The organism is Streptomyces sp. NTD107 (assembly GCF_059510435.1).
Window position 1 is genome coordinate 351772 of record NZ_JCAJZV010000003.1, and the last position, 23790, is coordinate 375561.

General features: G+C 71.8%; 25 protein-coding genes. 17 read left to right on the plus strand and 8 right to left on the minus strand.

From position 1 onward, the window contains the following. Positions 1–48: 48 nt before the first annotated feature. Entirely contained in the window at positions 49–3387 is a 3339-nt protein-coding gene (locus AC5WRL_RS09210; RefSeq protein ID WP_496087870.1) for a S8 family peptidase, read from the plus strand. A gap of 96 nt (positions 3388–3483) precedes the next feature. Here AC5WRL_RS09210 and AC5WRL_RS09215 read toward each other — a convergent pair whose 3' ends face one another. After that, positions 3484–4794, minus strand: coding sequence for a M23 family metallopeptidase (locus AC5WRL_RS09215; RefSeq protein WP_496087871.1), 1311 nt, complete (start codon positions 4792–4794; stop codon positions 3484–3486). A 324-nt stretch (positions 4795–5118) separates the two neighbouring features. Here AC5WRL_RS09215 and icmB point away from each other — a divergent pair, with 324 nt between their 5' ends. From icmB to AC5WRL_RS09235, 4 genes are all read left to right on the plus strand, one after another. Next, positions 5119–5523: a coenzyme B12-dependent isobutyryl CoA mutase small subunit gene (icmB, locus tag AC5WRL_RS09220; protein ID WP_496087872.1), complete on the plus strand. Its 405-nt coding sequence runs from the start codon at positions 5119–5121 to the stop codon at positions 5521–5523. 214 nt (positions 5524–5737) lie between these two features. Beyond that, the gene (sucC, locus tag AC5WRL_RS09225; RefSeq protein WP_496087873.1) at positions 5738–6913 is read left to right on the plus strand and encodes an ADP-forming succinate--CoA ligase subunit beta; all 1176 of its coding nucleotides are present in this window, start codon (positions 5738–5740) and stop codon (positions 6911–6913) included. 26 nt (positions 6914–6939) lie between these two features. Continuing rightward, positions 6940–7827 (plus strand): succinate--CoA ligase subunit alpha, encoded by an 888-nt coding sequence (sucD, locus tag AC5WRL_RS09230; RefSeq protein ID WP_496087874.1) that lies wholly within the window; start codon positions 6940–6942, stop codon positions 7825–7827. 161 nt (positions 7828–7988) lie between these two features. Next, on the plus strand, positions 7989–8864 hold the full coding sequence (locus tag AC5WRL_RS09235) for a hypothetical protein (protein ID WP_496087875.1): 876 nt from the start codon (positions 7989–7991) through the stop codon (positions 8862–8864). Between the two features lie 68 nt (positions 8865–8932). Here AC5WRL_RS09235 and AC5WRL_RS09240 read toward each other — a convergent pair whose 3' ends face one another. Further along, entirely contained in the window at positions 8933–9517 is a 585-nt protein-coding gene (locus AC5WRL_RS09240) for a hypothetical protein (protein ID WP_496087876.1), read from the minus strand. Positions 9518–9641: 124 nt separating this feature from the next. On the opposite strand from AC5WRL_RS09240, the gene AC5WRL_RS09245 reads away from it, so the two are divergent. Genes AC5WRL_RS09245 through AC5WRL_RS09260 form a run of 4 tightly spaced genes read left to right on the plus strand, consistent with a single transcriptional unit; the run spans position 9642 to position 12935 of the window. Then, positions 9642–11177, plus strand: a complete 1536-nt coding sequence (locus AC5WRL_RS09245; protein WP_496087877.1) for a cell division protein PerM — start codon at positions 9642–9644, stop codon at positions 11175–11177. Between the two features lie 11 nt (positions 11178–11188). Next, a complete protein-coding gene (locus AC5WRL_RS09250; RefSeq protein WP_496087878.1) occupies positions 11189–11626 on the plus strand; it encodes a nuclear transport factor 2 family protein in 438 nt (145 codons plus the stop codon). Positions 11627–11637: 11 nt separating this feature from the next. Next, complete coding sequence (locus tag AC5WRL_RS09255) at positions 11638–12435, plus strand: thymidylate synthase (RefSeq protein WP_496087879.1); 798 nt, start codon at positions 11638–11640, stop codon at positions 12433–12435. Between the two features lie 2 nt (positions 12436–12437). Continuing rightward, on the plus strand, positions 12438–12935 hold the full coding sequence (locus AC5WRL_RS09260) for a dihydrofolate reductase (protein WP_496087880.1): 498 nt from the start codon (positions 12438–12440) through the stop codon (positions 12933–12935). Positions 12936–12963: 28 nt separating this feature from the next. On the opposite strand, the gene AC5WRL_RS09265 is transcribed toward AC5WRL_RS09260, so the two are convergent. After that, complete coding sequence (locus tag AC5WRL_RS09265) at positions 12964–13809, minus strand: hypothetical protein (RefSeq protein WP_496088016.1); 846 nt, start codon at positions 13807–13809, stop codon at positions 12964–12966. A gap of 146 nt (positions 13810–13955) precedes the next feature. Here AC5WRL_RS09265 and purN point away from each other — a divergent pair, with 146 nt between their 5' ends. Together purN and purH are read left to right on the plus strand one after the other, a co-directional pair. Next, a complete protein-coding gene (purN, locus tag AC5WRL_RS09270) occupies positions 13956–14603 on the plus strand; it encodes a phosphoribosylglycinamide formyltransferase (RefSeq protein WP_496088006.1) in 648 nt (215 codons plus the stop codon). Next, a complete protein-coding gene (gene purH / locus AC5WRL_RS09275; RefSeq protein WP_496087881.1) occupies positions 14600–16183 on the plus strand; it encodes a bifunctional phosphoribosylaminoimidazolecarboxamide formyltransferase/IMP cyclohydrolase in 1584 nt (527 codons plus the stop codon). The genes purN and purH overlap by 4 nt, the downstream gene beginning before the upstream one ends. Before the next feature lie 69 nt (positions 16184–16252). Here the strand turns inward: purH and AC5WRL_RS09280 are convergent, their stop codons facing one another. The 3 genes from AC5WRL_RS09280 to AC5WRL_RS09290 form a co-directional block, all read right to left on the minus strand. After that, on the minus strand, positions 16253–16534 hold the full coding sequence (locus tag AC5WRL_RS09280) for a hypothetical protein (RefSeq protein ID WP_496087882.1): 282 nt from the start codon (positions 16532–16534) through the stop codon (positions 16253–16255). Between the two features lie 19 nt (positions 16535–16553). Further along, positions 16554–17189: an HNH endonuclease family protein gene (locus AC5WRL_RS09285; RefSeq protein WP_496087883.1), complete on the minus strand. Its 636-nt coding sequence runs from the start codon at positions 17187–17189 to the stop codon at positions 16554–16556. 129 nt (positions 17190–17318) lie between these two features. Beyond that, a complete protein-coding gene (locus AC5WRL_RS09290) occupies positions 17319–17735 on the minus strand; it encodes a hypothetical protein (RefSeq protein WP_496087884.1) in 417 nt (138 codons plus the stop codon). A gap of 135 nt (positions 17736–17870) precedes the next feature. Between AC5WRL_RS09290 and AC5WRL_RS09295 the strand changes: the two genes are divergently transcribed. The 4 genes from AC5WRL_RS09295 to AC5WRL_RS09310 all read left to right on the plus strand — a co-directional run bounded on the left by AC5WRL_RS09295 (position 17871) and on the right by AC5WRL_RS09310 (position 21361). Further along, positions 17871–18728 (plus strand): bifunctional methylenetetrahydrofolate dehydrogenase/methenyltetrahydrofolate cyclohydrolase, encoded by an 858-nt coding sequence (locus AC5WRL_RS09295; protein ID WP_496087885.1) that lies wholly within the window; start codon positions 17871–17873, stop codon positions 18726–18728. Continuing rightward, positions 18725–19183 carry a DUF3017 domain-containing protein gene (locus AC5WRL_RS09300; protein WP_496087886.1) on the plus strand — a complete coding sequence of 153 codons (459 nt, stop codon included), beginning with the start codon at positions 18725–18727 and terminating at the stop codon, positions 19181–19183. The genes AC5WRL_RS09295 and AC5WRL_RS09300 overlap by 4 nt, the downstream gene beginning before the upstream one ends. Positions 19184–19293: 110 nt before the next feature. Further along, the gene (locus AC5WRL_RS09305; RefSeq protein ID WP_496087887.1) at positions 19294–19566 is read left to right on the plus strand and encodes a hypothetical protein; all 273 of its coding nucleotides are present in this window, start codon (positions 19294–19296) and stop codon (positions 19564–19566) included. Positions 19567–19729: 163 nt separating this feature from the next. After that, positions 19730–21361 (plus strand): BCCT family transporter, encoded by a 1632-nt coding sequence (locus AC5WRL_RS09310; protein ID WP_496087888.1) that lies wholly within the window; start codon positions 19730–19732, stop codon positions 21359–21361. A gap of 252 nt (positions 21362–21613) precedes the next feature. On the opposite strand, the gene AC5WRL_RS09315 is transcribed toward AC5WRL_RS09310, so the two are convergent. Beyond that, positions 21614–21811, minus strand: coding sequence for a hypothetical protein (locus AC5WRL_RS09315; RefSeq protein ID WP_496087889.1), 198 nt, complete (start codon positions 21809–21811; stop codon positions 21614–21616). A gap of 317 nt (positions 21812–22128) precedes the next feature. On the opposite strand from AC5WRL_RS09315, the gene AC5WRL_RS09320 reads away from it, so the two are divergent. Beyond that, positions 22129–22581: a hypothetical protein gene (locus AC5WRL_RS09320; RefSeq protein ID WP_496087890.1), complete on the plus strand. Its 453-nt coding sequence runs from the start codon at positions 22129–22131 to the stop codon at positions 22579–22581. Positions 22582–22842: 261 nt separating this feature from the next. Here the strand turns inward: AC5WRL_RS09320 and AC5WRL_RS09325 are convergent, their stop codons facing one another. Next, a complete protein-coding gene (locus AC5WRL_RS09325) occupies positions 22843–23331 on the minus strand; it encodes a MarR family winged helix-turn-helix transcriptional regulator (protein WP_496087891.1) in 489 nt (162 codons plus the stop codon). Positions 23332–23389: 58 nt separating this feature from the next. Between AC5WRL_RS09325 and AC5WRL_RS09330 the strand changes: the two genes are divergently transcribed. Beyond that, entirely contained in the window at positions 23390–23773 is a 384-nt protein-coding gene (locus AC5WRL_RS09330; protein WP_496087892.1) for a tautomerase family protein, read from the plus strand. Positions 23774–23790: the final 17 nt, after the last annotated feature.

Sequence of the window (23790 nt, forward strand, 5' to 3'; positions counted from 1 at the left end):
CGCGATCCGTATCCACGGCCCAGCTCAGGAGGAACATTGAGCCGCAACGTGCCACGTTCACTCGTGGCGGCAGCCATCGCGGTCAGTATGGTGGCGGGATTCACCGCCGCCGCCGCGGCCGACCCCGGCGGGTCCGGCGGGTCCGCGGGGGACCCGATCGTCCTGCCCGTCAGGTCCTCGGACGGCGGCGCGCCCAGCGCCATCACGCTCATCACCGGTGACCGGGTCCTGCTGGACCACGAGGGCGAGGTCACCGCGATCGTTCCGGCCCAGGGGCGGGAATCCTTGCCGTTCCGCGCCACGACGGTGGACGGCCGTACCCTGGTCCTCCCCGCGGACGCCCAGCCGCTGCTGATGGCCGGCACCCTCGACCGGCGGCTCTTCGACATCGGGCTGCTGGCCTCCGAGCCGTACGCACGGGCCGGTGGGCTGCCGCTGATCGTCAGCTACGACGGCACGCGTTTCCGGACAGCCGTCGCGGACGGCCCCACCGATCGCACCCGGCTGGATTCGATCAACGGCGAGGCCATGACGGTCAGCGCGGAACAGGCCGCGGGGGTCTGGGACGCGCTCACCGGGCCCGGCGCCGGAGGACCGGCGACCCTGGCCGCCGCGCCCGGGATCGAGGCCATCGCACTCGACGGAATGATGGAGAAGACGCTCGCCGAGTCGGTGCCGCAGATCGGCGCCCCGCAGGCGTGGGCGGCGGGATACGACGGCGAGGGCGTCAAGGTCGCCGTCGTCGACACCGGAGTCAGCGCGGACCACCCCGATCTGGCCGGACAGCTCATCGCCGCCGAGAACTTCTCCAACTCCCCGGACGCCGTGGACCGGGACGGGCACGGTACCCATGTGGCGTCCACCGTCGCGGGCACCGGCGCGCACTCGGACGGCGAGCGCACCGGTGTCGCGCCGGGCGCCGGCATCATCGCCGCCAAGGTGCTCGACGACAACGGCTTCGGCTGGGAGTCGGACATCATCGCCGGCATGGAGTGGGCCGTCGACCAGGGCGCCGACATCATCTCCATGAGCCTGGGCGGCTCGGCAGGACCGGAGATCGACCCGGTGGAGGAGGCCGTCAACCGGCTCTCCGACGCGTCCGACGCCCTGTTCGTCATCTCGGCCGGCAACTCCGGCCCCACCGAGGGAAGCATCGGCTCCCCCGGCACGGCCGACGCGGCCCTGACCGTCGGTGCCGTGGACAAGCGGGACCGGATCGCCGACTTCTCATCCGTCGGCCCGCGCTCCAGGGACGGCGCGCTGAAGCCCGACGTCACCGCCCCCGGAGTGGACATCGCCGCCGCGGGCGCACCGGACGCGGCGATCTGGGACTACGGAACGCCGGTGGCCGACGGCTATGTGTCCCTCTCCGGCACCTCCATGGCCACCCCGCACGTATCGGGCGCCGCCGCGCTGCTGAAGCAGGCCCACCCCGACTGGACCGGCCGGCAGCTCAAGGCCGCCCTCACCGGCTCGGCCCTCGGCGGCGAAGGACTCACCCCGGTCCAGCAGGGCACCGGCCGGATCAGTGTGCCGGACGCCCTCGACGTCGCCGTCATCGCCGAGAACGGCCCGCTCAACCTGGGCACCGTCCGGTATCCGCACGAGGACGCCGCCCCGGTCAGCCGCGAGCTGACCTATCGCAACCTGAGCGGTGAGGAAGTGACCCTCGCCCTCGATGTGACGGCCGTCGACCCCGAGGGCCATCCGGCACCCGAAGGCTTCTACACCCTCTCCGCCGGCCGGCTCACCGTCCCGGCCGGCGGTACCGCCACCGTCGACGTCACCGCCGACACCCGGATCGGTGGCGAGGTGTACGGCACGTACAGCGCCTACCTCACCGCCACCGACCACAACGGCCGCACGGTACGCGCGGTGGCCGGTGTCGAGCGGGAGGCGGAGATGTACGACGTCACCATCGTTCCCCTGGGGCGGGACGGCCGGGAAGCGGGCACCGAGACGTGGACGCTCTTCCTCCACGACCGGGATCACCTGGCGGACCACGTGCTGGGGGGCACCACGGGGGAGCCGGCCACCGTACGACTGCGCCCCGGCCACTACATCGCGGACTTCGGGAACACCGGCTCGGACGACTCCGGCGAAACCTTCACCTCGGACGGACTGTTCCAGCCGGGGCTGATCATCTCCGGGGACACCACGCTGCGCTACGCGGCCGAGGACGCGGGCGATGTCGGGTACGACCTGCCGGAGAACACCGGCCAGGGGGCGGAATTTCTTCCCGTGCAGCTGGTGGCGGACGTTCAGCTGACCATCGCGGGCAACCCTTTCAGGGGCTTCCACTACCTCGGTGCGGGCGAGAACAACCTGCGCGTCGGCCAGGTCGGTGAGCTGCCCGGGAACGCCGAGCTGACGACCGTCTTCCAGGCCATGCTGCGCTCGCGGGACCAACTGCTCCAGTACTACGCGGTGGACGAGGTCGAGGGAGCCGTCCCCACCGGTCTCCGGGGTCGTTTCGCCACCCGGGACATGGCGGAACTTGAGGTGCGGGTGGGTGCGCCAGAACCCGTCACCGCGCTGGACCTGACGGTCGACCACCATGTCGGGCTGACCTTCCGCAGCTCCGTGGTGGCACCCACCACGGCGCGGGTGTTCGTCCCGGCGAACCGCAAGGTCAGCCTCGATCTGGACGACCCGGCCCACGTCAAGACGTGGCGCATCAAGGGCCCGGGGCGCTCCTACGCGGGCGGTGCGCGGTACCGGCTCACGATGAACACGGCGGTCTTCGGGCCGATGGTGGACAACGGAGGCGAAGGGGGGCGGGTACCGGCGGTCGGTCTCTTCCGGAACGGTGATGTGCTCACCGGCTCGTTCGCCGAAGGCTCGGACGGCGAGGGCGGCGAGGGCTACACGCCGTTCACCTCGGCGCGGACCACGCTGTTCGTCAACGGCGAGGAGTACGCGGGTGCGCGCGCCCCGATGGACCGGCTGCGGATTCCGGTTCCGGCCGAGCGGGCCGGGTACCGGCTGGAGACGACCATGGACCGTTCCGGTCTGTACCCCGTCAGCACCAGGATCGACGCCGTGCACACCTTCACCTCGGCCCGTACCGAGCATCAGGAACGGCTGCCGCTCTCCATGGTGCGCTTCGCCCCCGCGACCGCGCTGGACAGCACCCTCCCGGCCGGGGCGACCGTCACCGTGCCCCTGGAGGTTCAGGGCGCGGCGGCCGAAGCCGGCGTGGACACGCTGGTGGTCGCCGTCTCCTACGACCGTGGTGGGACCTGGCAGGAGGCCGTGGTCACGGCCGGCGCCATCCAGGTCGTCAACCCGGCGGCCGACGGCTCGGTGTCTCTGCGCGCCGAACTGACGGGCGCCGACGGCGGCTTCACCGAGGTCACCATCATCGACGCCTACCGCACCGCCTGATCGGCGCTGCGCGGACGCGGCGGCCCGCCCTCGAAGGGGCGGGCCTGCCGTTCCCCGTGGCGCGGTCGTGCTGTCGTGCGGTCGGACAGCCGTATGTCAGTTGGGCTCCAGGCCCTTGTTGCGCAGCCAGGTCAGCGGGTCGAGGGTGCCGCCGCTCGCCGGGCGGACCTCGAAGTGCAGGTGCGGACCGGTCGAGTTGCCGGAGTTGCCGGAGTACGCGATGACCGTGCCGGCCTGGACGTACCCGGACTGGTAGGCGGTGCTGCTCAGATGCGCGTACCAGGTCTCGGTGCCGTCCGGCGCGGTCAGGATCAGCAGGTTGCCGTAACTGATGTGCCACTGGGTGCGGATGGAGCCGTCGGTGACGGCCTTCACCGGGGTGCCGTAGCTGACCGGGAAGTCGATGCCGGTGTGCAGGGAAAGCCAGTTGATGCCGGCCTGCCCGTAGTAGGCGCTGAGGCCGTGCTGGTCGACCGGGAGCGCGAACTTGGGGCGCGCTGCCTCGATCCTGGCGGCTTCCTCCTCGGCGGCGATCCGTTCCTGCTCCAGCCGTTCCTCCAGGTCGAGCCGGCCCTGGGTGCGGTTGGCGCGGTCGGCGTAGTCGTCGGCGGCGGCGGACAGGCTCTCCAGCTGGGTGTTGAACTCCTTGTTCGCCTCGACCTGCTTGGCCTCGCCGGGGTCGGGGGCGGCGACCGGGGCCTCGTCCTCCACGCTGTCCGAGCTGGAGACGGTGGCGGCGGTGGCCACGGCGGTCATGCCCAGCACGGCGAGGGAGGGCGCGGCGACGGACAGCAGGGCGGAGCGCTTGGGCTTGACGCAGCGGCGCCGGCCGCGGCCCGCCGGGCGTTCGGGGGCGCACTCGTCGGGGAAGTCGTCCTGCGGCCCTTCCGAGGGCTGCCACGGCTCCGGCTGCCAGCCGTCGTCCCCGGCGGTCTCGGCGGCCTCGGCGAACCGCTGCTGCGGCTCCTGCTCCGGCTCCGGCGGTGCCTGCGGGTCCTGTTCCCGCTCCGGTGCTGCCTCCGCCTCCGCCTCCGCCGGCTGCGACTCCTGTTCGTACAGGGGGGTTCCGTGCACGGGGGTGTCGTACGTGTCGGGGGCCGGTGCGCCGTAGGTCTCGTACGCGTCGTAACCGGCGTACGTCTGCTGGTCGTCGGCCTCCGGCGCCAGCGTGGCGGTACCGGCGGCGGCCTGCTGCTGTTCCCAGCCGTAGGCGCTGTCCCAGCCACCGCCCTGGTAGCCGTCGTATCCCTGGGTGTGGGTCGGTGCCGGTGCGTGCGCCTGCGGTTGTGCCTGGTACCCGTCGTACGTCGCGTAACCGTCGTACGAGAGCGTCCCGTAGGAGGGGTTTCCGATCTCGTCAGTGTGTCCGGTCGGAGAGAAGGCTCCCGACGGGTGACGATCGCTCACTGACTACGCCTTTCGGCTCGACTACAGGAGCTGGGGTGGGGACCCGGCGGCTGCGTACGGCAGCGCGACTGTACCTGTCGTTTCCTGGCCGCGACAATCTTTCGCGGGGTTTCGCGAGTTGAGGAATCGGGCATTCAGCCGCCATTCGGGAGCGGCACCATCGGTGCCACACGATTTGTTCGATATTCGTTCGAATGAGAGCCCGACCCCACCCGCCATGTGATCTGCCTCGCGGCGCGTGCGTAAGCCTGGCCGATTGCGGGATGCTGAAGTTAATGTCCGTTCACTCCGGCATCGGCGCCGGAGGTTCTCGGGAGGCTTCTGATGGGTGTTTCCGGACCGATCCGGGTCGTTATCGCCAAGCCGGGGCTCGACGGCCACGACCGCGGCGCGAAGGTCATCGCGCGCGCCCTGCGCGACGCGGGCATGGAGGTCATCTACACCGGACTGCACCAGACCCCCGAACAGATCGTGGACACCGCCATCCAGGAGGACGCCGACGCGATCGGCCTGTCCGTCCTGTCCGGCGCGCACAACACACTCTTCGCGCGGGTGATCGAACTGCTGAAGGAAAGGGACGCCGCCGATATCAAGGTCTTCGGGGGAGGGATCATCCCGGAGGCGGACATTCCCCCGCTGAAAGCCGCCGGAGTATCGGCGATCTTCACCCCCGGGGCGCCCACCGGCGACGTCGTGACCTGGGTGCGGGAGCACATCCGGGCCGCCTGACCGGCCCCGGCGCGGCAGGCCCGTACGGTTTTGTGACCCTTGTCACCACCCAGGTGTGACCTGGATTTCAAATAGGCAAATAGCCCCCCGGTACGCTGCACTGCGGACCTGCCGCGTGCTCGCTTGCCCGCCTGAATCGCATGCGCTGCGGCCACCCGGCACGCCCACGCTGAAAGTACGAACCGCGAGACCACTGATTGAGGGACGGACGCGCGTGGACCTGTTCGAGTATCAGGCGAGGGACATCTTCGCCAAGCATGACGTACCGGTGCTGGCCGGTGAAGTCATCGACACGCCGGAGGCGGCGCGCGAGGTGACCGAGCGACTCGGTGGCCGCGCGGTCGTCAAGGCGCAGGTGAAGGTCGGTGGCCGTGGCAAGGCCGGCGGCGTCAAGCTCGCCGCCGACCCCGCGGACGCGGTGGAGAAGGCCCGCGCCATCCTGGGCATGGACATCAAGGGCCACACCGTCCACAAGGTGATGCTGGCCCAGACCGCGGACATCGTGGAGGAGTACTACGTCTCCTTCCTCCTGGACCGCACCAACCGCACCTTCCTCGCCATGGCCTCCGTCGAGGGCGGCGTGGAGATCGAGGAGGTCGCCGCCACCAACCCCGAGGCGCTCGCCAAGATCCCCGTGAACCCGATCGACGGGGTCACCGAGGCCAAGGCGCGCGAGATCGTCGAGGCGGCGAAGTTCCCGGCCGAGATCGCCGACCAGGTCGTCACCACCCTCCAGCGGCTGTGGGACGTCTTCATCAAGGAAGACGCCCTGCTGGTCGAGGTCAACCCGCTGGTCAAGACCGGCGAGGGCAAGATCGTCGCGCTGGACGGCAAGGTCTCCCTGGACGCGAACGCCGAGTTCCGCCAGCCCGGCCACGCCGAGCTGGAGGACAAGGCCGCGGCCAACCACCTGGAGGCGGCGGCCAAGGCCAAGGGCCTCAACTACGTCAAGCTCGAAGGCGGCAACGTCGGCATCATCGGCAACGGCGCCGGGCTCGTCATGAGCACCCTGGACGTCGTCGCGTACGCGGGCGAGGCCCACGGCGGCGCCAAGCCGGCCAACTTCCTCGACATCGGTGGCGGCGCGTCCGCCGAGGTGATGGCCAACGGCCTGGAGATCATCCTGGGCGACCCCGACGTCACGTCGGTCTTCGTCAACGTCTTCGGCGGCATCACCGCCTGCGACGCCGTCGCCAACGGCATCGTCCAGGCGCTCGACCTGCTGGCGAGCAAGGGCGAGGCCGTCACCAAGCCGCTCGTCGTCCGTCTCGACGGCAACAACGCCGAGCTGGGCCGGAAGATCCTGACCGACGCCAACCACCCGCTGGTGGAGCAGGTCGACACCATGGACGGCGCGGCCGACCGCGCCGCCGAGCTGGCCGCCAAGTAACGACGGACGAGGACACCGAACACACCATGGCTATCTTTCTCACCAAGGAAAGCAAGGTCATCGTCCAGGGGATGACCGGCTCCGAGGGCCAGAAGCACACCCGGCGGATGCTGGCCTCCGGCACCACCATCGTCGGCGGCGTCAACCCGCGCAAGGCGGGCACCACCGTTGACTTCGACGGCACCGAGATCCCGGTCTTCGGCGGCGTCAAGGAGGCCATCGAGGCCACCGGCGCCGACGTCACCGTGATCTTCGTACCGGAGAAGTTCACCAAGGACGCGGTCATCGAGGCGATCGACGCCGAGATCCCGCTGGCCGTCGTCATCACCGAGGGCATCGCGGTGCACGACACCGCCGCCTTCTGGGCGTACGCCGGCCAGAAGGGCAACAAGACCCGCATCATCGGCCCCAACTGTCCCGGGCTGATCACCCCGGGCCAGTCCAACGCGGGCATCATCCCGGCCGACATCACCAAGCCCGGCCGGATCGGTCTGGTGTCGAAGTCGGGCACCCTGACCTACCAGATGATGTACGAGCTGCGCGACATCGGCTTCAGCTCGGCGGTCGGCATCGGCGGTGACCCGATCATCGGCACCACCCACATCGACGCCCTGGCGGCGTTCGAGGCCGACCCCGACACCGATCTGATCGTGATGATCGGCGAGATCGGCGGCGACGCCGAGGAGCGGGCCGCGGACTTCATCAAGGCCAACGTCACCAAGCCGGTCGTCGGCTACGTGGCGGGCTTCACCGCGCCCGAGGGCAAGACCATGGGCCACGCCGGCGCCATCGTCTCCGGCTCCTCCGGCACGGCGCAGGCCAAGAAGGAGGCCCTGGAGGCCGCGGGCGTGAAGGTCGGCAAGACCCCGTCCGAGACCGCGCTGCTGGCCCGCGAGCTGCTGGCCGCGAGCTGAGCGATCTGCTGCGCCGAGGGCACCCCCGCCGTACACCGTACGGCGGGGGCGCCCTTCGCCGTCGCTGAGCCTCCGCGCCGGCTCCCGCGCCGCTCTTGACACCACGGACGGGCGGCGCTTTGTTGCTCGCAGGGGCGTGGTGCCGGGGGAGAGGGCAGCGGATGAGCGGAACGCCGGGTACGGACCGCAGGGCGTGGCCGGGCACCGGGGGAGACCCGGACCCCGCCGTCGGCTGCCTCTACCTCGTCATGCTCCCGGTCGCCCTGGGCCTGGGCGTGACCGGGCTGACCGTCCACGAGGACGGCTTCTTCGGCGGCACGGGCTGGGACCGCGACGGACAGCGGCTGTGTGCCGTCGTGATCCTGCTGTGCGCGGCGCTGCTCGCGGTCACCGGCCGCGCCGTCCGGCGCGGTTCCGGGCGGGGCTGGACGCTCACCGTCGCGGTGCTGGCCCTGCTGCTCATCGCCCAGATCGGGCTGCTGCGGGCCACCGGCGCCGACCTGTCCGTGGTGTTCTTCGGCCTGGTGGTCACGGTCTTCGCCATCGGCGTCATGCTGACCCGGGATGTCCGCACGCACTGCGGCATACTGACCGCGCCGCGCCGCCCGATCCCCGGCGCACCGGAACCTGTGGTGCAGGCCGCCGCGCTCCTCACCCACCAGGGATGGGTGCTGACCTTCGTCCCCGGGATGCTGCTGCTCATGGCGCTGCTCCAGGACAACATGCTGGACGGGCTGCGCGGCTGGAGCCCGTGGATCGGGTTGTGGGGCGCGGTCAGCCTGGGGCACTTTCTCATCGCAGGCCTCGTGCGGCGCGGTTCGGCCGCCGCGCGCTGGATCGCGACGGTGTTCACCGCCTGCTACGGGCTGCTGGGGCTGGCGCTGATCGTGTTCTACCAGGCCCTGGGCTGTGCGCTGCTGCTGACCCTGGCCGGCCCGGCCGTCCTGCTCAACACGGCCGAGGCCCGGGTCTATTACGCCGGCCTTCGGCTCCATCGCCGGAGTCTGCGCCGCGGCCGTCGCCTCCGCCGGGGCTGAGTCCGGGTGCCGCCGCGCCGGCGGAGCCGCGGCGGCCCGGGAACCGCGGTGGGAGGCGCGCGCCGGGTTCAGCGCACGGCGGTCAGGGCCGATGCCGTCATCGCCGCGAGGGTGGCCGCCGTCAGGAGGAGGGTGGCCCGGGTGCGGCGGGCCGTGGTGCGTTCGCCGGCGTGGCGGACCGTGTCGGGGTGGCGGGGGCGGACCGGGACCGCCGCCGCCAGGGCCGCCAGCGGTGGCAGGCCCGGGGGGAGTGCCGCCCGGGCCGCCACCAGCCGGGCGCGGGCCACCGGCTCGGTGGCCTCCGTCTCCGCCGCCGTGCCGGCCAGGCCCACCCCGGCGCAGTCGTGCAGCACCACCGTGCGGCGCCGGTGCGGCGGCAGGTCGAGCAGCGGCGGCAGTACGGGCGCCGGCCGCCCCCACGGGCGCAGCCGGTGCCACGGCGAGAGCGCGTACCCGTAGACCGCCGCCCGCACCCGTACCAGCGGATCCGGATCGGCCGCCACCGCCGGCCACTCCTCCCAGCTCCGCTGGAACCCGCGCTCCATCGCCCGCGCCGCGAACCGCGCGTCGCCGCCGCACAGCAGATACGCCTGCCGCGCCAGCCCGGCCGCGTGCGCCTCGTACAGTGCCGCGAACGCCGCCTCCGGCGTCACCCCCCGAACGGGCGTACGTGTGCGGCTCGGTGTGCTGGTCAGAGTCTCCACCGGCTGCTGTTCCCTCCTGGTCCCGACCGTGGCGATACCTCAGCCTGCCGGGCGGTATTGGCAGCATGGCGGCGTGCGCCTCCTTATCCAGCGATTTGCCCCGGACGGCCGAATCACCCACACCAGATGGCTCGGCGAGGGCCTGGTGGCGGCCGGTCTCGGCTTCGGCGCGCTGGCCGTGACCGGCCTCGTGCTGTGGACCACCTCCCCCTATCCCGACAGCGGAGCGGGCGGCGCGCTGCGCGTCGTCGCCGGGCTGTGGCTGCTCGCGCACGGCACCGAGCTGGTGCGCGCCGAGACGCTCAGCGGCGTACCCGCGCCGATCGGACTCACCCCGCTGCTGCTCACCGCGCTGCCGTGCTGGCTGTTGCACCGGGCGGTACGGGTGGCGCTCGTCGGTGAGGACGAGCCGGCGGTCGGGCCACGCGCCGCGCTGTGGGTGAGCGCCGGGTATCTGCTGGCGGCGGTGCCCGCCGTGCTGTACACGCTGGGCGGGCCGATCAGCGCGCGCCCCCTGAGCGCGCTGCTGATGCTGCCGCTGCTGACGGGGGTGGTGACGGCGGCGTCCGCCGTGTCGGTACTGGGGTGGCCGGGGCGGTGGCCTGCCTCGTGGCCCGACCCGTACCGGCTGGCGGCGGCCGGGCGGGCGGCGGTGGCGGGGACGGCGACGGTGGTCGGGGCGGGCGCGCTGCTGGCGGCCGGGGCGCTGGTGCTGCACGCGGAGGTGGCGCAGCGGACGTTCGGGCAGCTGTCCGGGCCCTGGTCGGGGCGGTTCGCGGTGCTGCTGCTCGGGCTGGCGCTGGCGCCGAACGCGGCGGTGTGGGCGGCGGCGTACGGGCTCGGTCCCGGGTTCACGCTGGGCGCCGGGAGTGTGGTGGCGCCGGTGAGCGCGCTGGCCGGGACGGGCTCGGGCGGTGGCGAACCGCGGCTGCCCGCGTTTCCACTGCTGGCGGTGGCCCCGGTGGGTCTGGGCGAGGGCTGGGCGGCGTGGGCGGTGGCGGCCGTCGTGCCGGTGGCGGGGGTGGGGGTGCTGGCGTGGTTCACGGCGCGGGGGGCCGTACGGTCCGGGTCCGGCTGGGGCGCCACCGCGCTCACCGCGCTGCTGGCGGCGGTGGGGTGCGGGGTGGCGCTGGCCGCGCTGGCGGCGCTGGCGGGCGGGCCGCTGGGGACCCGGGCGCTGGCGGAGTTCGGCCCCGATCCGGGGCTGACCGGCCTGGCGGCGGCCGGGTGGGGCGTGCTGGCGGGCGTACCGCTGGCGCTGGCGCTGCGGGGGTGGCAGCTGCGGACGTCGGGGCTGCGGGAACTGCCGGTCCGGCTGGCACGGCTGGCACGGCTGTGGCGGCGGGCGGACCGGGCGGACCGGGCGGACGGGGCGGAGCAGCCGGAGCAGGCGAAGGCCGGCGGCCGACGACCGTGGCGGCGCGCGCGCCGGCGCGGTGCCGAGGGGACGGCGCCCGAGGCGGCCGGCACGATCGGCCGGCTCCGCCTGCGGCTCCGCACCCGGCCGGAGCCGCCGCCCGCCGCACCGCCGGCGGCGGTGCCCCGTACCCCCGATGTGCCCTTCGACCAGGAGACCGACCTCTCCCAACTCGCCGAGGGCGACATGTGAGAATCCCCGCCATGGACACAAGTTCGAGTACCCGGGCCGTCGTCGGCGAGCTGCTGACCCGCATCGCCGCCGGCGACCCGGAGAAGACCGCCGGACTGTACGCGGAGCGCGTCGACTGGAAACTGGACTGGCCGGAAGCCGAGCACGGTCGTACGGCCACCCCCTGGATCCGGCACCGGCACACCCGCGCCGACATCGCCGCGCACTACCGGGAGGTGGCGCGGCACCATGTGCCGCAGGAGGACGGCACCGTCGTCGAGCGCATCCTGGTGGACGGCCCCGACGCCGTCGTCACCGGCGAGATCCGGCAGACCGCCCGCCCCACCGGCCGCCCCTACCGCGCCGCCTTCGCCCTGCACCTGACCGTGGCGGACGGCCTGATCACCCGCCACCACATCTACGAGGACAGCCTGGCCGTGGCCCGGGCGTTCGAGGCGGGCACCGCCTAGAATCGAGTCCCGTGACGGACACCCAGTACGAAGACCTCCTGCGGCTGGTGCTCACGTCGGGGACGGCCAAGGCCGACCGGACGGGCACCGGCACCCGAAGCGTGTTCGGGCACCAGCTGCGCTACGACCTCTCCCAGGGGTTCCCGCTCGTCACGACCAAGAAGGTGCACCTCAAATCCATCGTGCACGAACTGCTCTGGTTCCTCAGCGGCGAGTCCAACGTCGCCCGGCTCCATGAGCACGGCGTCACCATCTGGGACGAATGGGCCGACGAGCGCGGCGAACTCGGCCCGGTCTACGGCGTGCAGTGGCGCTCCTGGCCCACCCCGGACGGCCGGCACATCGACCAGATCGGCGAGATCCTCGACACCCTGCGCCGCGACCCGGACTCCCGCCGGATGATCGTCTCCGCCTGGAACGTCGCCGACCTGTCCAAGATGGCGCTGGCCCCGTGCCACGCCCTCTTCCAGTTCTACGTGGCAGACGGCCGGCTCTCCTGCCAGCTCTACCAGCGCAGCGCCGACCTGTTCCTCGGCGTCCCGTTCAACATCGCCAGCTACGCCCTGCTCACGCACATGGTGGCCCAGCAGGCCGGCCTGGAGGCGGGCGACTTCATCTGGACCGGCGGCGACTGCCACATCTACGACAACCACGTCCAGCAGGTGACCGAGCAGCTGACCCGCGAGCCCTTCGCCTTCCCCCGGCTGCGGCTGCGCCGCGCCGACTCGCTGTTCGACTACGCCTACGAGGACGTGGAGGTGCTCGACTACCGGCACCACCCGGCCATCAAGGCCCCGGTGGCGGTGTGAGGGTGAACGTCGGACTGATCTGGGCGCAGACCCTCGACGGAGTGATCGGCGCGGGCAACGCGATCCCCTGGCGGCTGCCCGAGGACATGGCCCACTTCAAGGCCACCACCCTCGGGCATCCGGTGGTGATGGGGCGCCGGACCTGGGATTCGCTGCCCGCGCGGTTCCGCCCGCTGGCCGGCCGGCGCAACATCGTGGTGACCCGTGATCCGCACTGGGCCGCCGACGGCGCGGAACGGGCCGGGTCCGTCCCGCACGCGCTGGAACTCGCGGCGGGCCCCGACGCCGCCGGCACCCCGTGGGTGATCGGCGGCGGGGAGATCTACCGGGCCGCCCTGGAGTACGCCACCACGCTCTCGGTGACCGAGATCGACGCGGTGGTGGAGGGCGACACGTACGCCCCCGCCCCGGGCCCCGAGTGGCGGGTGGCCGAGGACCGGGGCTGGCGGTCCTCGGCGTCGTCCGGGCTGCGCTACCGCATCCGCGTCCACACCCGCTGACGGGGCGGGCGGCCCCGGGCGGCGCGGGTCAGTCGCGCTCGCCCAGGAGCGGGCGGAGCTGCTTGGGCAGATGGGTCTCGCACGCCTCGCGGGTGGGGGCGGTCAGAGCGTCCCGGTAGCAGTCGAAGTAGTCCTTGTAGACCAGCTGCACCGTGTACGTGGTGAAGACGATCAGCAGGGCCATGCCCGCCAGGATCACACCGGCGATCGACATGCCGATCGGCGAGCGGCGGGCGCCGGGCGGTGCGGTGGCCGGCGGGGTCGCCGGACGCGGGGGTACGGGTGCCTCGCCCTCCACCTGGGCGACCGTCGCGCGAGCGTGTTCCGGGGCTTCCTCAGCCTGCTCCCCGGGCTTCTTCGCGGACTCCTTCTCGTCCTTCGGGCCACCGCGCAGCGCGCTGATGCCCCAGTACAGGGCCAGCGCGCCCAGCAGCAGCCCCAGCCACTCCCAGCCGAAAAGACCGGCGAAGATGCCCCACATGCCGGCCAGCACGGCGTACCGGGCGTGCCGCTGCGCCGGGTCGGTCGGGTCCCAGCGCGGGCCGAGCGGGCCGGGGCCGCCGTCGCGGCCGTTGCCGCCCGGGCGGCGCGGGGACTCGCCGAAGCCGGGGCCGCCCCGGCCCGGCTGGCGCCGGCTCCACTGGCTGCCCCAGCGCGAGCGCTGGTTCTCCTCGCCGCCCTCGCTGTCCCCGCTGGCCCCGCTGTCCCCGTGTGCCGGGTCCTTCTTCTCCTCGCCGTTCCCCTCGCCGTTCCCGTCCTCGTCACGGCGGGACTGCCACGGCCGGTCGGGCTGGCCCTCGGGCGGCGGCGCGAAGGGGTTGTGCTCCTCGCGGGGCCGGTCCTGGCGCCCCGAGGCTCGCCGTCGATCGGTCATGGTGTGGCTGTCCCCTTCGTCCACGGTTCGCTGGCAACGACCGTACCTGGGACCGGCCTCACCCGTCGCACGGGGGAGGCCCGGTATGCCGGTATGGTGACCGGTGGCCGACGGCCCTGTCGCGCTTTGCCCACCGCTCAAGGAAGATTCCCGCCGTGGCCCCAGCACCGCAGCCGAAGGATCCCGCACGCCTGGTCGTCCTGGTATCCGGCTCCGGCACCAACCTCCAGGCCCTGCTGGACGCCCAGTCCGCCCTCGGCCCCCGCTGGTACGGAGCACAGGTGGTCGCGGTCGGCGCCGACCGCGACGGCATCGAGGGGCTGCGGCGCGCCGGGCGGTCCGGGGTGCCGGCGTTCGTGCGCCGGCTGCGCGACTTCCCCACCCGCGCCGACTGGGACCGCGCCCTCACCGACGAGGTCGCCTCGTACCAGCCGGATCTCGTCGTCTCGGCCGGCTTCATGAAGATCGTGGGGCCGGCCTTCCTCGCCCGGTTCGGCGGGCGATTCATCAATACCCATCCCGCGCTGCTGCCGAGCTTCCCCGGCGCCCACGGCGTACGGGACGCGCTCGCCCACGGCGTCAAGGTGACCGGCTGCACGGTGCACTTCGTCGACGCCGGGGTGGACACCGGCCCGATCATCGCCCAGGGTGCCGTGGACATCCGCGAGGAGGACGACGAGGCGTCGCTCCACGAGCGGATCAAGGAAGTCGAACGCTCCCTGCTCGTCGACGCCGTGGGCCGTCTCGCCCGCGAGGGATACCGCATCGAGGGACGAAAGGTTTCCATCCCGTGACCTCCGAAGAAGGTACGAAGCGCCCGGTGAGCCGGGCGCTGGTCAGCGTGTACGACAAGACCGGTCTGGAGGAGCTGGCCCGCGGCCTGCACGCCGCCGGGGTGGCGCTGGTCTCCACCGGCTCCACCGCGAAGACGATCGCCGCCGCCGGGGTACCGGTGACCCCGGTCGAGGAGGTCACCAACTTCCCCGAGATGCTGGACGGCCGGGTCAAGACCCTGCACCCGCGGGTGCACGCCGGGATTCTGGCCGATCTGCGCCGCCCCGAGCACCGGCAGCAGCTGTCGGAGCTTCAGATCGAGGCGTTCGATCTGGTCATCGTGAACCTCTACCCCTTCCAGGACACGGTCGCCTCCGGCGCGTCCTTCGACGAGTGCGTGGAGCTCATCGACATCGGCGGCCCGTCGATGGTGCGCGGCGCCGCCAAGAACCACCCGTCGGTGGCCGTGATCGTCAACCCGGAGCGGTACGCGGACACGCTGGCCGCCGTCGCCGAGGGCGGTTTCACGCTGCCGCAGCGGCGCGCGCTGGCGGCGGAGGCGTTCGCGCACACCGCCGAGTACGACGCGGCGGTGGCCGGCTGGTTCGCGCGGCAGAGCGAGGACGCGGCCGGCGGCGGCACCGAGGACTTCCCGGCCACCGCCCAGCTGACGTTCACCCGGCAGGGCGTGCTGCGCTACGGCGAGAACCCGCACCAGCGGGCCGCGCTGTACGCGGACGGCTCCGGCACCGGGCTGCCGGCCGCCGAGCAACTGCACGGCAAGGAGATGAGCTACAACAACTACATCGACGCCGAGGCCGCCCGGCGCGCCGCGTACGACCACGAGGCGCCGGCCGTGGCGATCATCAAGCACAGCAACCCGTGCGGGATCGCGGTCGGCGCCGATGTGGCGCAGGCGCACCGCAAGGCGCACGCGTGCGACCCGCTGTCGGCGTACGGCGGCGTCATCGCCGTCAACCGTCCGGTGTCGGTGGCGCTGGCCGAGCAGGTCGCGGAGATCTTCACCGAGGTGATCGTGGCCCCGGGGTACGAGCCGGGCGCCGTCGACGTACTGGCCCGCAAGAAGAACATCCGGGTGCTGCGCGCCCCGGGGGCCCCGGCGGGGGCGGGGGCCGGCGAGTACCGGCCGCTGGAGGGCGGCACGCTGCTCCAGGTCGCCGACCGGCTCCAGGCGGACGGGGACGACCCGGCGAACTGGACGCTGGTGGCGGGCGAGGCGCTGGACGCGGCGGAGCTGGCCGAGCTGGCGTTCGCGTGGCGGGCGTCGCGCGCGGTGAAGTCGAACGCGATCCTGCTGGCCAAGGACGGCGCCACGGTGGGCGTGGGGATGGGTCAGGTCAACCGGGTGGACTCGGCGCGGCTCGCGGTGCAGCGGGCGGGCGAGGACCGGGCGGCGGGCGCGTACGCGGCGTCGGACGCGTTCTTCCCGTTCGCCGATGGCCTGGAGGTGCTGACGGCGGCCGGGATTCGCGCGGTGGTGCAGCCCGGTGGCTCGAAGCGGGACGGCGAGGTCATGGAGGCGGCCCGGGCGGCCGGGGTGGCGATGTACTTCACCGGAACGCGGCACTTCTTCCACTGATGGAACGGCTCTGTGCCGGACGGCCGCGCTTCCGCTTCGGAAGCGCGGCCGTCCGCCGTCGCCGGGCCGTCAGGGCTGGGGGCGGTGCAGCAGTTCGATGAGGATGTCGTGCAGGACACCGGCGTCGCGCGCGTCGTACAGCTGGTACGGCGCGCCCTCCAGCGTGTACCACTCATTGGCGCCCGCGTAGCGGATCCGGAGATGGAGGACACCGTCCTCGTCGGCTCTGGTGTGCAGCTCCAGTTCGCCGTTGATCGCCCCGACTTCCTTGGTCATGACCCCGCCGCGCGGCGGCTTGAAGGTCGTGAACCGTTCGCTGTCCTGGCTCTGGGTGCTCGGTGAATCACTCATACCCGACATCTGACCATGATCAGCAGGTGTTGAGCATGCTTGTCAGGGCGCTCTTCTCGGCCGAATCCACGCTCAGGTCCCATCGGTACTTGGCGCGTATCCACATGCGCGCGTAGGTGCACTGGTAGGAGGTCATCGGCTTCCAGTTGGCCGGATCCGAGTCACCCTTGGAGCGGTTGGAGCTGGCGCTGGCGGCGATCAGCTGCGGGTTGGACAGGTCGTTGGCGAAGGCCCGCCGGGTGTCGGTGGTCCAGGTGCTGGCGCCGGACCGCCAGGCTTCGGCGAGCGGCACGATGTGGTCGATGTCCACGCCGGAGGCGGCGGTGACGGTGATGCCGTCGTACGGGCTGTACCAGGTGCCGGAGGTGGGCTGGCAGTTGCCGTCCACGACCACGTTGGAGCCGTCCCGCTTGAGGACGGTCTGGCGGGTGGTGCAGCCGCCGGAGGAGGTCCAGTGCGGGAAGAGGTCGCGGGAGTAGCCGGTCATGGAGCCCTCGGCGGCGACGCGCAGGGCGGCCAGCTCGGTGCGGGCGGTGGCGGCGGAGGGGATGTTGGGCGGTGCGGCGGTGGCCGGCTGGCCCAGGAGAACGAACAGCAGCGCGGTACACAGTGCGGTGATGAGCACTGCCGCGCGCCGTCGGACGCGGGTAACCATCAGGGTGCCTCCCGTAGGGATGTGGGGGTTCCTGACAGATTGTTGAGCGCTCAGATGACGTGCTCATGACTTTTTCTACGCGAGTTGATAACGCGCCGCCCAACACCCCCGCGCACCCAGCGGGTTGCGTCAGTCCCTGGGCCGGGCGAACCAGGCGCGGCTGTCCCCCATGACCAGCAGCACGACGACCACCACCGACGCCGCGAGCACCACAAGGCCCAGCGTCCCGGTGCCGAAGCCCAGCACCACGCCCACCGAGCCCCACACGATGCCGCCGATCCGCACCCGTGCCCCGCCCCGGGCGAAGCGGGCGGCCAGCGCGATGCCGGTGGCCGCGTACGCCAGGAAGATCAGCCCGAGGGTGATCACCGGGCCGGCCGTCAGCTCCAGCTCGCGCAGGGTCTCCTCGTCCCCGAAGCCGGCCTGGAGCGAGATCAGGGCCATCAGCAGGGTGACAGCGGCCACCCCGTACGAGACCCCGCGGGCGGAACGCGTACGGCCGGGCATCTGCGAAGGCGTCGGCGAAGCCGGAGCCGGAGTGCTCATGCGGTCAACAACCCTCTCGGATCTTCATTTTGTACACAATGGCGCCCGTCATTTGATCGTGCCCACCCGCCCCCTGTCCAGGGTTCCCGGCGGGCGATTGGAGGGCACGGCCCCGCATCCGCGAGGATAGGGGTCATGAGCGCGCAGATTCTCGATGGCAAGGCGACCGCCGCGGCGATCAAGTCCGACCTCACCACCCGGGTCCAGGCCCTCCGCGAGCGCGGCATCACCGCCGGGCTCGGCACCGTACTCGTCGGCGAGGACCCCGGCAGCCAGAAGTACGTGGCCGGCAAGCACCGCGACTGCGCTGCCGTCGGCATCGCGTCCATCCAGCGCGAGCTGCCCGCCACCGCCACCCAGGAGGAGATCGAGGCCGTCGTCCGCGAACTGAACGAGGACCCCGACTGCACCGGCTACATCGTGCAGCTCCCGCTGCCGCGCGGCATCGACGTCAATCGCGTCCTCGCCCTCATGGACCCCGACAAGGACGCCGACGGCCTGCACCCCGTCAACCTCGGCCGGCTGGTGCTCGGCGAGCCCGCCCCGCTGCCCTGCACCCCCAACGGCATCATCGAACTCCTGCGCCGGCACGGCGTGGAGATCGCCGGCGCCCAGGTCGCCGTCGTCGGCCGCGGCATCACCGTGGGCCGCTCGCTGCCGCTGCTGCTCACCCGGCGCACCGAGAACGCCACCGTGACCCAGTGCCACACCGGCACCCGCGACCTGTCCGCACAGCTGCGCGCCGCCGACATCATCGTGGCGGCGGCCGGGGTGCCGCACCTGATCAAGCCCGAGGACGTGAAGCCGGGCGCGGCCGTCCTCGACGTCGGCGTCAGCCGGGACGAGAGCGGCAAGATCGTCGGCGACGTCCACCCGGGCGTGGCGGAGGCGGCCGGCTGGCTCTCGCCGAACCCCGGCGGCGTCGGCCCCATGACCCGCGCGATGCTGCTGCGCAACGTGGTCGAGGCGGCGGAGCGGCGGTCGGCCGCATGACCCGACCCCTGCTGCCCCGTACCGTACGGGGCTGGATCGGCCGGGTCCGCAAGGTCGCCACCGTGGGCGGCGGCGGCACCCCGTCCGACAAGTACGGCCCCCGCGACACCGCCCGTCCCGAGGGCGGCCGGCGCACCGCGCCCGGCAGCGCGCCCGCGGCGATACGGCAGTGGCCGCTGGTGGGGGTGGGTGGCGGCACCCTCGTCGGGCTGCTGGTCACCCTGAGCAACTTCCGGGTCGGGCTGCTGATCGTCGGCGGGGCGGTGCTGGCGGGCGCGGTGCTGCGCGCCTGGCTGCCCGAGGTGGGCATGCTCGCGGTCCGCTCGCGGACCACCGACATCGTCACGTACGGGCTGCTGGGCACCACGATCGTGCTGCTGACGCTGATGGCGCAGCCGAAGCCGTGGCTTGAGGTGCCGTTCTTCAACGACGTGCTGCGGTTCTCGGCCGGATAACACCGGACAACAGCGGTCCCGGACCCGTCACAGCACCGTCACAGGGCGACGACGGGCCGCTTGCGGGCTCGTGGGCGGGGGAGAGACGGGGCAGGGAAAGGGGGGCGCACATGTGGATCGGGATCTTCGCGATCGTGCTTCCGTTCGTGATCGTCCTGTTCGCGGGCACCGTGCTGTTCCTGGTCATCCGGAGCATGGGGGCCGCCGGCGCGGCCACCGGTGCGCGGGGGCGGGGCGGCCACTCCTCGGACGGGGGCGGGGGCGGTTACGCGGCCGGCGCCGACTCCGGGACCGACTCCGGCCACGGCTCCGGCGGTGACGGCGGCGGTGGCGGTGGCGACGGTGGCGGTGGCGGCGGGGACGGGGGAGGCGGCGGCTTCTGACGTCCGCCGTGTGGGATTCGTCTCCGCACGGAAACCGAACCGTGACACATACATCTTTCGCCTTCGGGCAGGCGCGACACGTTGACCAGGCCGTTCGCACGGCCTTTCGCACCGCCCAGAGGGGAAACGCATGTCGGACCCGAAACCCACGCCACCATCACCGGTGAAACCACAGCCGTGGTTCCACACGATCGCACCCTGGGTCTTCTGGCCCTCGATCGCGATCATCGGGGTGTTCGTGCTGTGGGCCATCATCTGGGACGACGCCGCCAACCGCGTGGTGAAGAACCTCAACTCGGACGTGGTCGGCAACCTCGGCTGGTACTACATGGTGCTGGTCTCACTCTTCGTGATCTTCGTGATCTGGGTCGGACTCAGCCGCTTCGGTGACATCAAACTCGGCAAGGACGACGACAAGCCGGACTTCTCCACCGCCTCCTGGCTGGCGATGCTGTTCGCCGCCGGCATGGGCATCGGCCTCGTCTACTGGGGCGTCGCCGAGCCGCTGACCTTCTACGACTCCCCCCGCCCCGGCGTGAACGGCGATGAGGCGGAGGCCGCACAGGCGGCGTTCTCACAGACCTTCCTGCACTGGGGCATCCACCCCTGGGCCATCTACGTCGTGGTCGGCCTGGCGGTCGGCTACGCCGTGCACCGCAAGGGCCGGCCGGTGTCCATCCGCTGGGCGCTTGAGCCACTGCTGGGCGACCGGGTCAAGGGCCGGGCCGGCGACGTCATCGACGTCATCGCACTGGTCGGCACCATCTTCGGGGTCGCCACCTCGCTGGGCTTCGGCGTGCTCCAGATATCCGCCGGCGCCGACTTCCTCGGCTGGGCGGACAACCCGGGTACGGCGCTCCAGGTGGCGCTGATCGTCGGCATCACCATGCTGGCGCTGCTGTCGGTGCTGTCCGGCCTCGGCAAGGGCATGAAGTGGCTGTCCAACATCAACATGGTGCTGTTCTTCGGCCTGATGGCCTTCCTGCTGATCGCCGGCTCCACCACCCTGCTGCTCTCGGACTTCACCGAGAACATCGGCAACTACCTCCAGTCGCTGCCCTCCCTCAGCTTCGACACCGGCGCCGCGCACGGCGAGGAGGGCCGCAACTGGGTCAGCGGCTGGACCGTCTTCTACTGGGGCTGGTGGATCTCCTGGGCGCCGTTCGTCGGCATCTTCATCGCCCGGGTCTCCAAGGGCCGCACGGTGCGGCAGTTCGTGGGCGGCGTCCTGCTGGTGCCCTGCGCGCTCACCTTCTTCTGGTTCTCGGTGGTCGGCGGCTCCGCCGTCCAGCAGGAGCGCGCCGAGCCGGGCAGCATGGTCGGCCCGGACGGTGTGGACAAGGACAGCGCGCTGTTCGCCCTGCTCGACCACTTCCCCGGCGGGGCGCTGGTCGCGGGCATCACGATGCTGCTGATCGTGCTGTTCTTCGTCACCTCCTCCGACTCCGGCTCGTACGTGGTCGACATGCTGGCCTCGGGCGGCGACCCGGTGCCGCCGCGCTGGAGCCGGGTGTTCTGGTCGCTGGTGGAGGGCACGGTGGCCATCGCCCTGCTGGTGGCCGCGGGCAGTGACGCGCTGACCACCCTTCAGACGGTGGCGATCATCATCGCCCTGCCGTTCAGCCTGGTGATGATCGCGATGGCGGTGGCCACGCTGAAACAGTTCCGCGCCGAACGGGCCGCGTACCTCGCGGCGGAGCGGCGCCGCACGGAGGAGCGGCTGATCGAAGAGGCGATGGCGGCCCTGGAAGAAGCCGACCGCACCCCGGCGGCCACCACCCCCCGCCGCCCCTGACCCACCCACCCCCTCAGATCCCCCCGGAGCCGGTCCCCTCCCGTACCGGCCCCGGGGGCTTTCTCATGCCTGCCCAGGCCCGCCGCCGAGGATCAAGCTTGCGATCAAACCGGCACTCGGGTGCCCCACCGGGCACCGGCTCCCCGCTGAGCGCGTGGCACAGCCGGGCGTGCGGCAACTCCGCCTCGACCACGGACAGCACCACCGTCCGCGCCTCCCCGTCCACCGGAACAAGCACGGCCACCCGCGCCGTCACGGCGTCACCTCCGCGAGGACCTCGCGCAGACTGCGCTTGAGAACGCAGAAGTGGTACGTGAGTTCCTCGGTGGAAGCCGAGTCGAGCCGCAGCCCCTCCGCATCGGCGAGATTCTCCCGGGCCACCGTGAGCACGGCCTGCCGACGCACCTCCAGCACCGCCGTTCCGGTCGATCCCGCTTTGGCCTTCGTCATGTTGACGCTCCTTTCAGCGTTGACCACGCTCCGGGACGGCCTCCATCCGTCGTCGGGGCTCCGTCGTGAAAGGCCGACGTTCTCTCACCCTTCCGGTCAGAACCACGTCATTCCGGCGGCAGTTCCGACACTTTCTCCCTAGCCTCAGAAGTGTCAGTTCTGACGAAGGAGTGACGTTGAATGAGGCGCTAAGGCGTGCGATCTCTGAAGCGGGAATGTCCGCCCACCAGTTGGCGCGGTCCTGCGAAGTCGAGGACCGTACAGGTGAACGGTGGCTGTATGAGGGGCGGGTCCCCCACCCGCGAACGCGGGTGGCGGTGGCTGAACGCCTGAGAGTGGAGGAGTCTGTGCTGTGGCCCGCCGCCGCGAAGGCAGTGATGAAGACGGGGCCGGACCGTGAGGTCGTCTCGGTCTATCCTTACCGGTCCGCGTGCCCGTCCTCGGTGTGGCGGTCGCTGATCTCGGACGCGCGGCATGAACTGACCTTCGCCGGATACACCAACTACTTTCTGTGGCTGGACCATCCGAACTTTTCCGCAGCCCTCCGGAAGAAGGCCCAGGCCGGTGTCCGGATCCGCTTTCTGCTCGGCGACCCGGACTCGGACGTCACCCGACGGCGCGAAGCGGTGGAGGATACCGCGCTCACGCTGTCCACCCGGATTCATTATCTCGCTGGAGCACTTGCGGAGACTGCGCGGAACGGACGGCATCGAAGCCCGGTACAGCGCCGCCGAATCTCATGTCGCGCTGTCCGTCTTCCGCTTCGATGATCAGCTGCCGTATAGGAAACGTACGCGCGAAGCCCGTTCATCGGCGGGGATTCACCGAATGGAAGGAATGCGCAGTGGCCGCAGACTGGAGGTCGGGGATCACTCCGGCTGCCTCCCCGCAGGCGATGAGGCCGGCTCGGAGGCCGCGTGAGCGGCTATCGCATCGAGTACGCCCCTGCGGCTGAGGCGGCGCGCAAGGCCATGCCGACAGCGCTATGCGCGCCTTGGCTGCCGACCGGTACGGGAACGGTTCCAGCGCGATCAATCCTTGGGATGCGCTTCGGCCGCGTCGTCCTCCCAGGTCAGGGCGGCTTCGTAGGCGCGCAGGGTGTGGACGAACAGCTGGCGCTGGTCGGGGGTCAGGGGGGCCAGGGCCTTGCGCCAGGCGGTGGCGCCGGGGGAGAGCCATTGGGTGATGGCGGGGCGCATGGGGTCGGTGATGCTGATGATGCGGCGGCGGCGGTCGGTGGGGTCGGGGCGGCGTTCCAGGATGTCCTTGCGGGTCAGTTCGCCGACCATCAGGCTCACCGTGGTGGGGGCCACCTCCAGGCGGGTGGCGAGGTCGTTGACCGTCATGGGGCCGTCGAACAGCAGGTAGGACAGCAGTGACAGATGGCGCGGGGCCAGGGCCATCGACTGGAGCGCTGCGGGGACCTGGATCCGTTTGGCGCGGCCGACCATCCGGGGCATCAGCAGCAGCAGTTTTCTGACGGCCTCGTCCACGTCCGGTTCATCGTTGTGGGTTGACATCGCGCACCTCGGATTTTAGCTTTGTCATCAAAGGTATTTCTGATGCGAGGGAGTCTCCATGCCGCACTACCAGGTGCACATCGACGAGGCGCAACTGGACGGCACGGCGGAGCCGCGGCTCATCAAGGAGCTTACGGAAGCGGTCATCGGGGTGTTCGGGGAGTTCTTCCGGCCGCTGGTCGTGGTCGAGCTGTTCGGGATTCCGGCCGGGCGGCGGGGAGTCGGTGGGGTGGTCGCCACCGAGAACGAGCCGTTCGTCGTGCTCACCATGCGCGAGGGCGCCTTCCAGCACCCGGAGTACCCCGATGCCACCGGGCGGCTGATCGCCGCCATCACGGACGCGGTGGTCGCCGTGTACGGGGAGCCGGTACGGGAACGGGTCATCGTGGAACTGGTCGGGGTGCCGGCCGGGCGGTCGGGGGTCGGGGGTGAGGTGCAGTAGCGTTCCCGGCCCCGGTT

Coding starts and splice junctions, on each gene's coding strand:
- icmB (WP_496087872.1), top strand. CDS start 5,119: ATGGGTGTTTCCGGACCGATCCGGGTCGTTATCGCCAAGCCGGGGCTC.
- sucD (WP_496087874.1), top strand. CDS start 6,940: ATGGCTATCTTTCTCACCAAGGAAAGCAAGGTCATCGTCCAGGGGATG.
- AC5WRL_RS09235 (WP_496087875.1), top strand. CDS start 7,989: ATGAGCGGAACGCCGGGTACGGACCGCAGGGCGTGGCCGGGCACCGGG.
- AC5WRL_RS09250 (WP_496087878.1), top strand. CDS start 11,189: ATGGACACAAGTTCGAGTACCCGGGCCGTCGTCGGCGAGCTGCTGACC.
- AC5WRL_RS09265 (WP_496088016.1), bottom strand. CDS start 13,809: ATGACCGATCGACGGCGAGCCTCGGGGCGCCAGGACCGGCCCCGCGAG.
- AC5WRL_RS09280 (WP_496087882.1), bottom strand. CDS start 16,534: ATGAGTGATTCACCGAGCACCCAGAGCCAGGACAGCGAACGGTTCACG.
- AC5WRL_RS09285 (WP_496087883.1), bottom strand. CDS start 17,189: ATGGTTACCCGCGTCCGACGGCGCGCGGCAGTGCTCATCACCGCACTG.
- AC5WRL_RS09290 (WP_496087884.1), bottom strand. CDS start 17,735: ATGAGCACTCCGGCTCCGGCTTCGCCGACGCCTTCGCAGATGCCCGGC.
- AC5WRL_RS09295 (WP_496087885.1), top strand. CDS start 17,871: ATGAGCGCGCAGATTCTCGATGGCAAGGCGACCGCCGCGGCGATCAAG.
- AC5WRL_RS09300 (WP_496087886.1), top strand. CDS start 18,725: ATGACCCGACCCCTGCTGCCCCGTACCGTACGGGGCTGGATCGGCCGG.
- AC5WRL_RS09305 (WP_496087887.1), top strand. CDS start 19,294: ATGTGGATCGGGATCTTCGCGATCGTGCTTCCGTTCGTGATCGTCCTG.
- AC5WRL_RS09315 (WP_496087889.1), bottom strand. CDS start 21,811: ATGACGAAGGCCAAAGCGGGATCGACCGGAACGGCGGTGCTGGAGGTG.
- AC5WRL_RS09325 (WP_496087891.1), bottom strand. CDS start 23,331: ATGTCAACCCACAACGATGAACCGGACGTGGACGAGGCCGTCAGAAAA.
- AC5WRL_RS09330 (WP_496087892.1), top strand. CDS start 23,390: ATGCCGCACTACCAGGTGCACATCGACGAGGCGCAACTGGACGGCACG.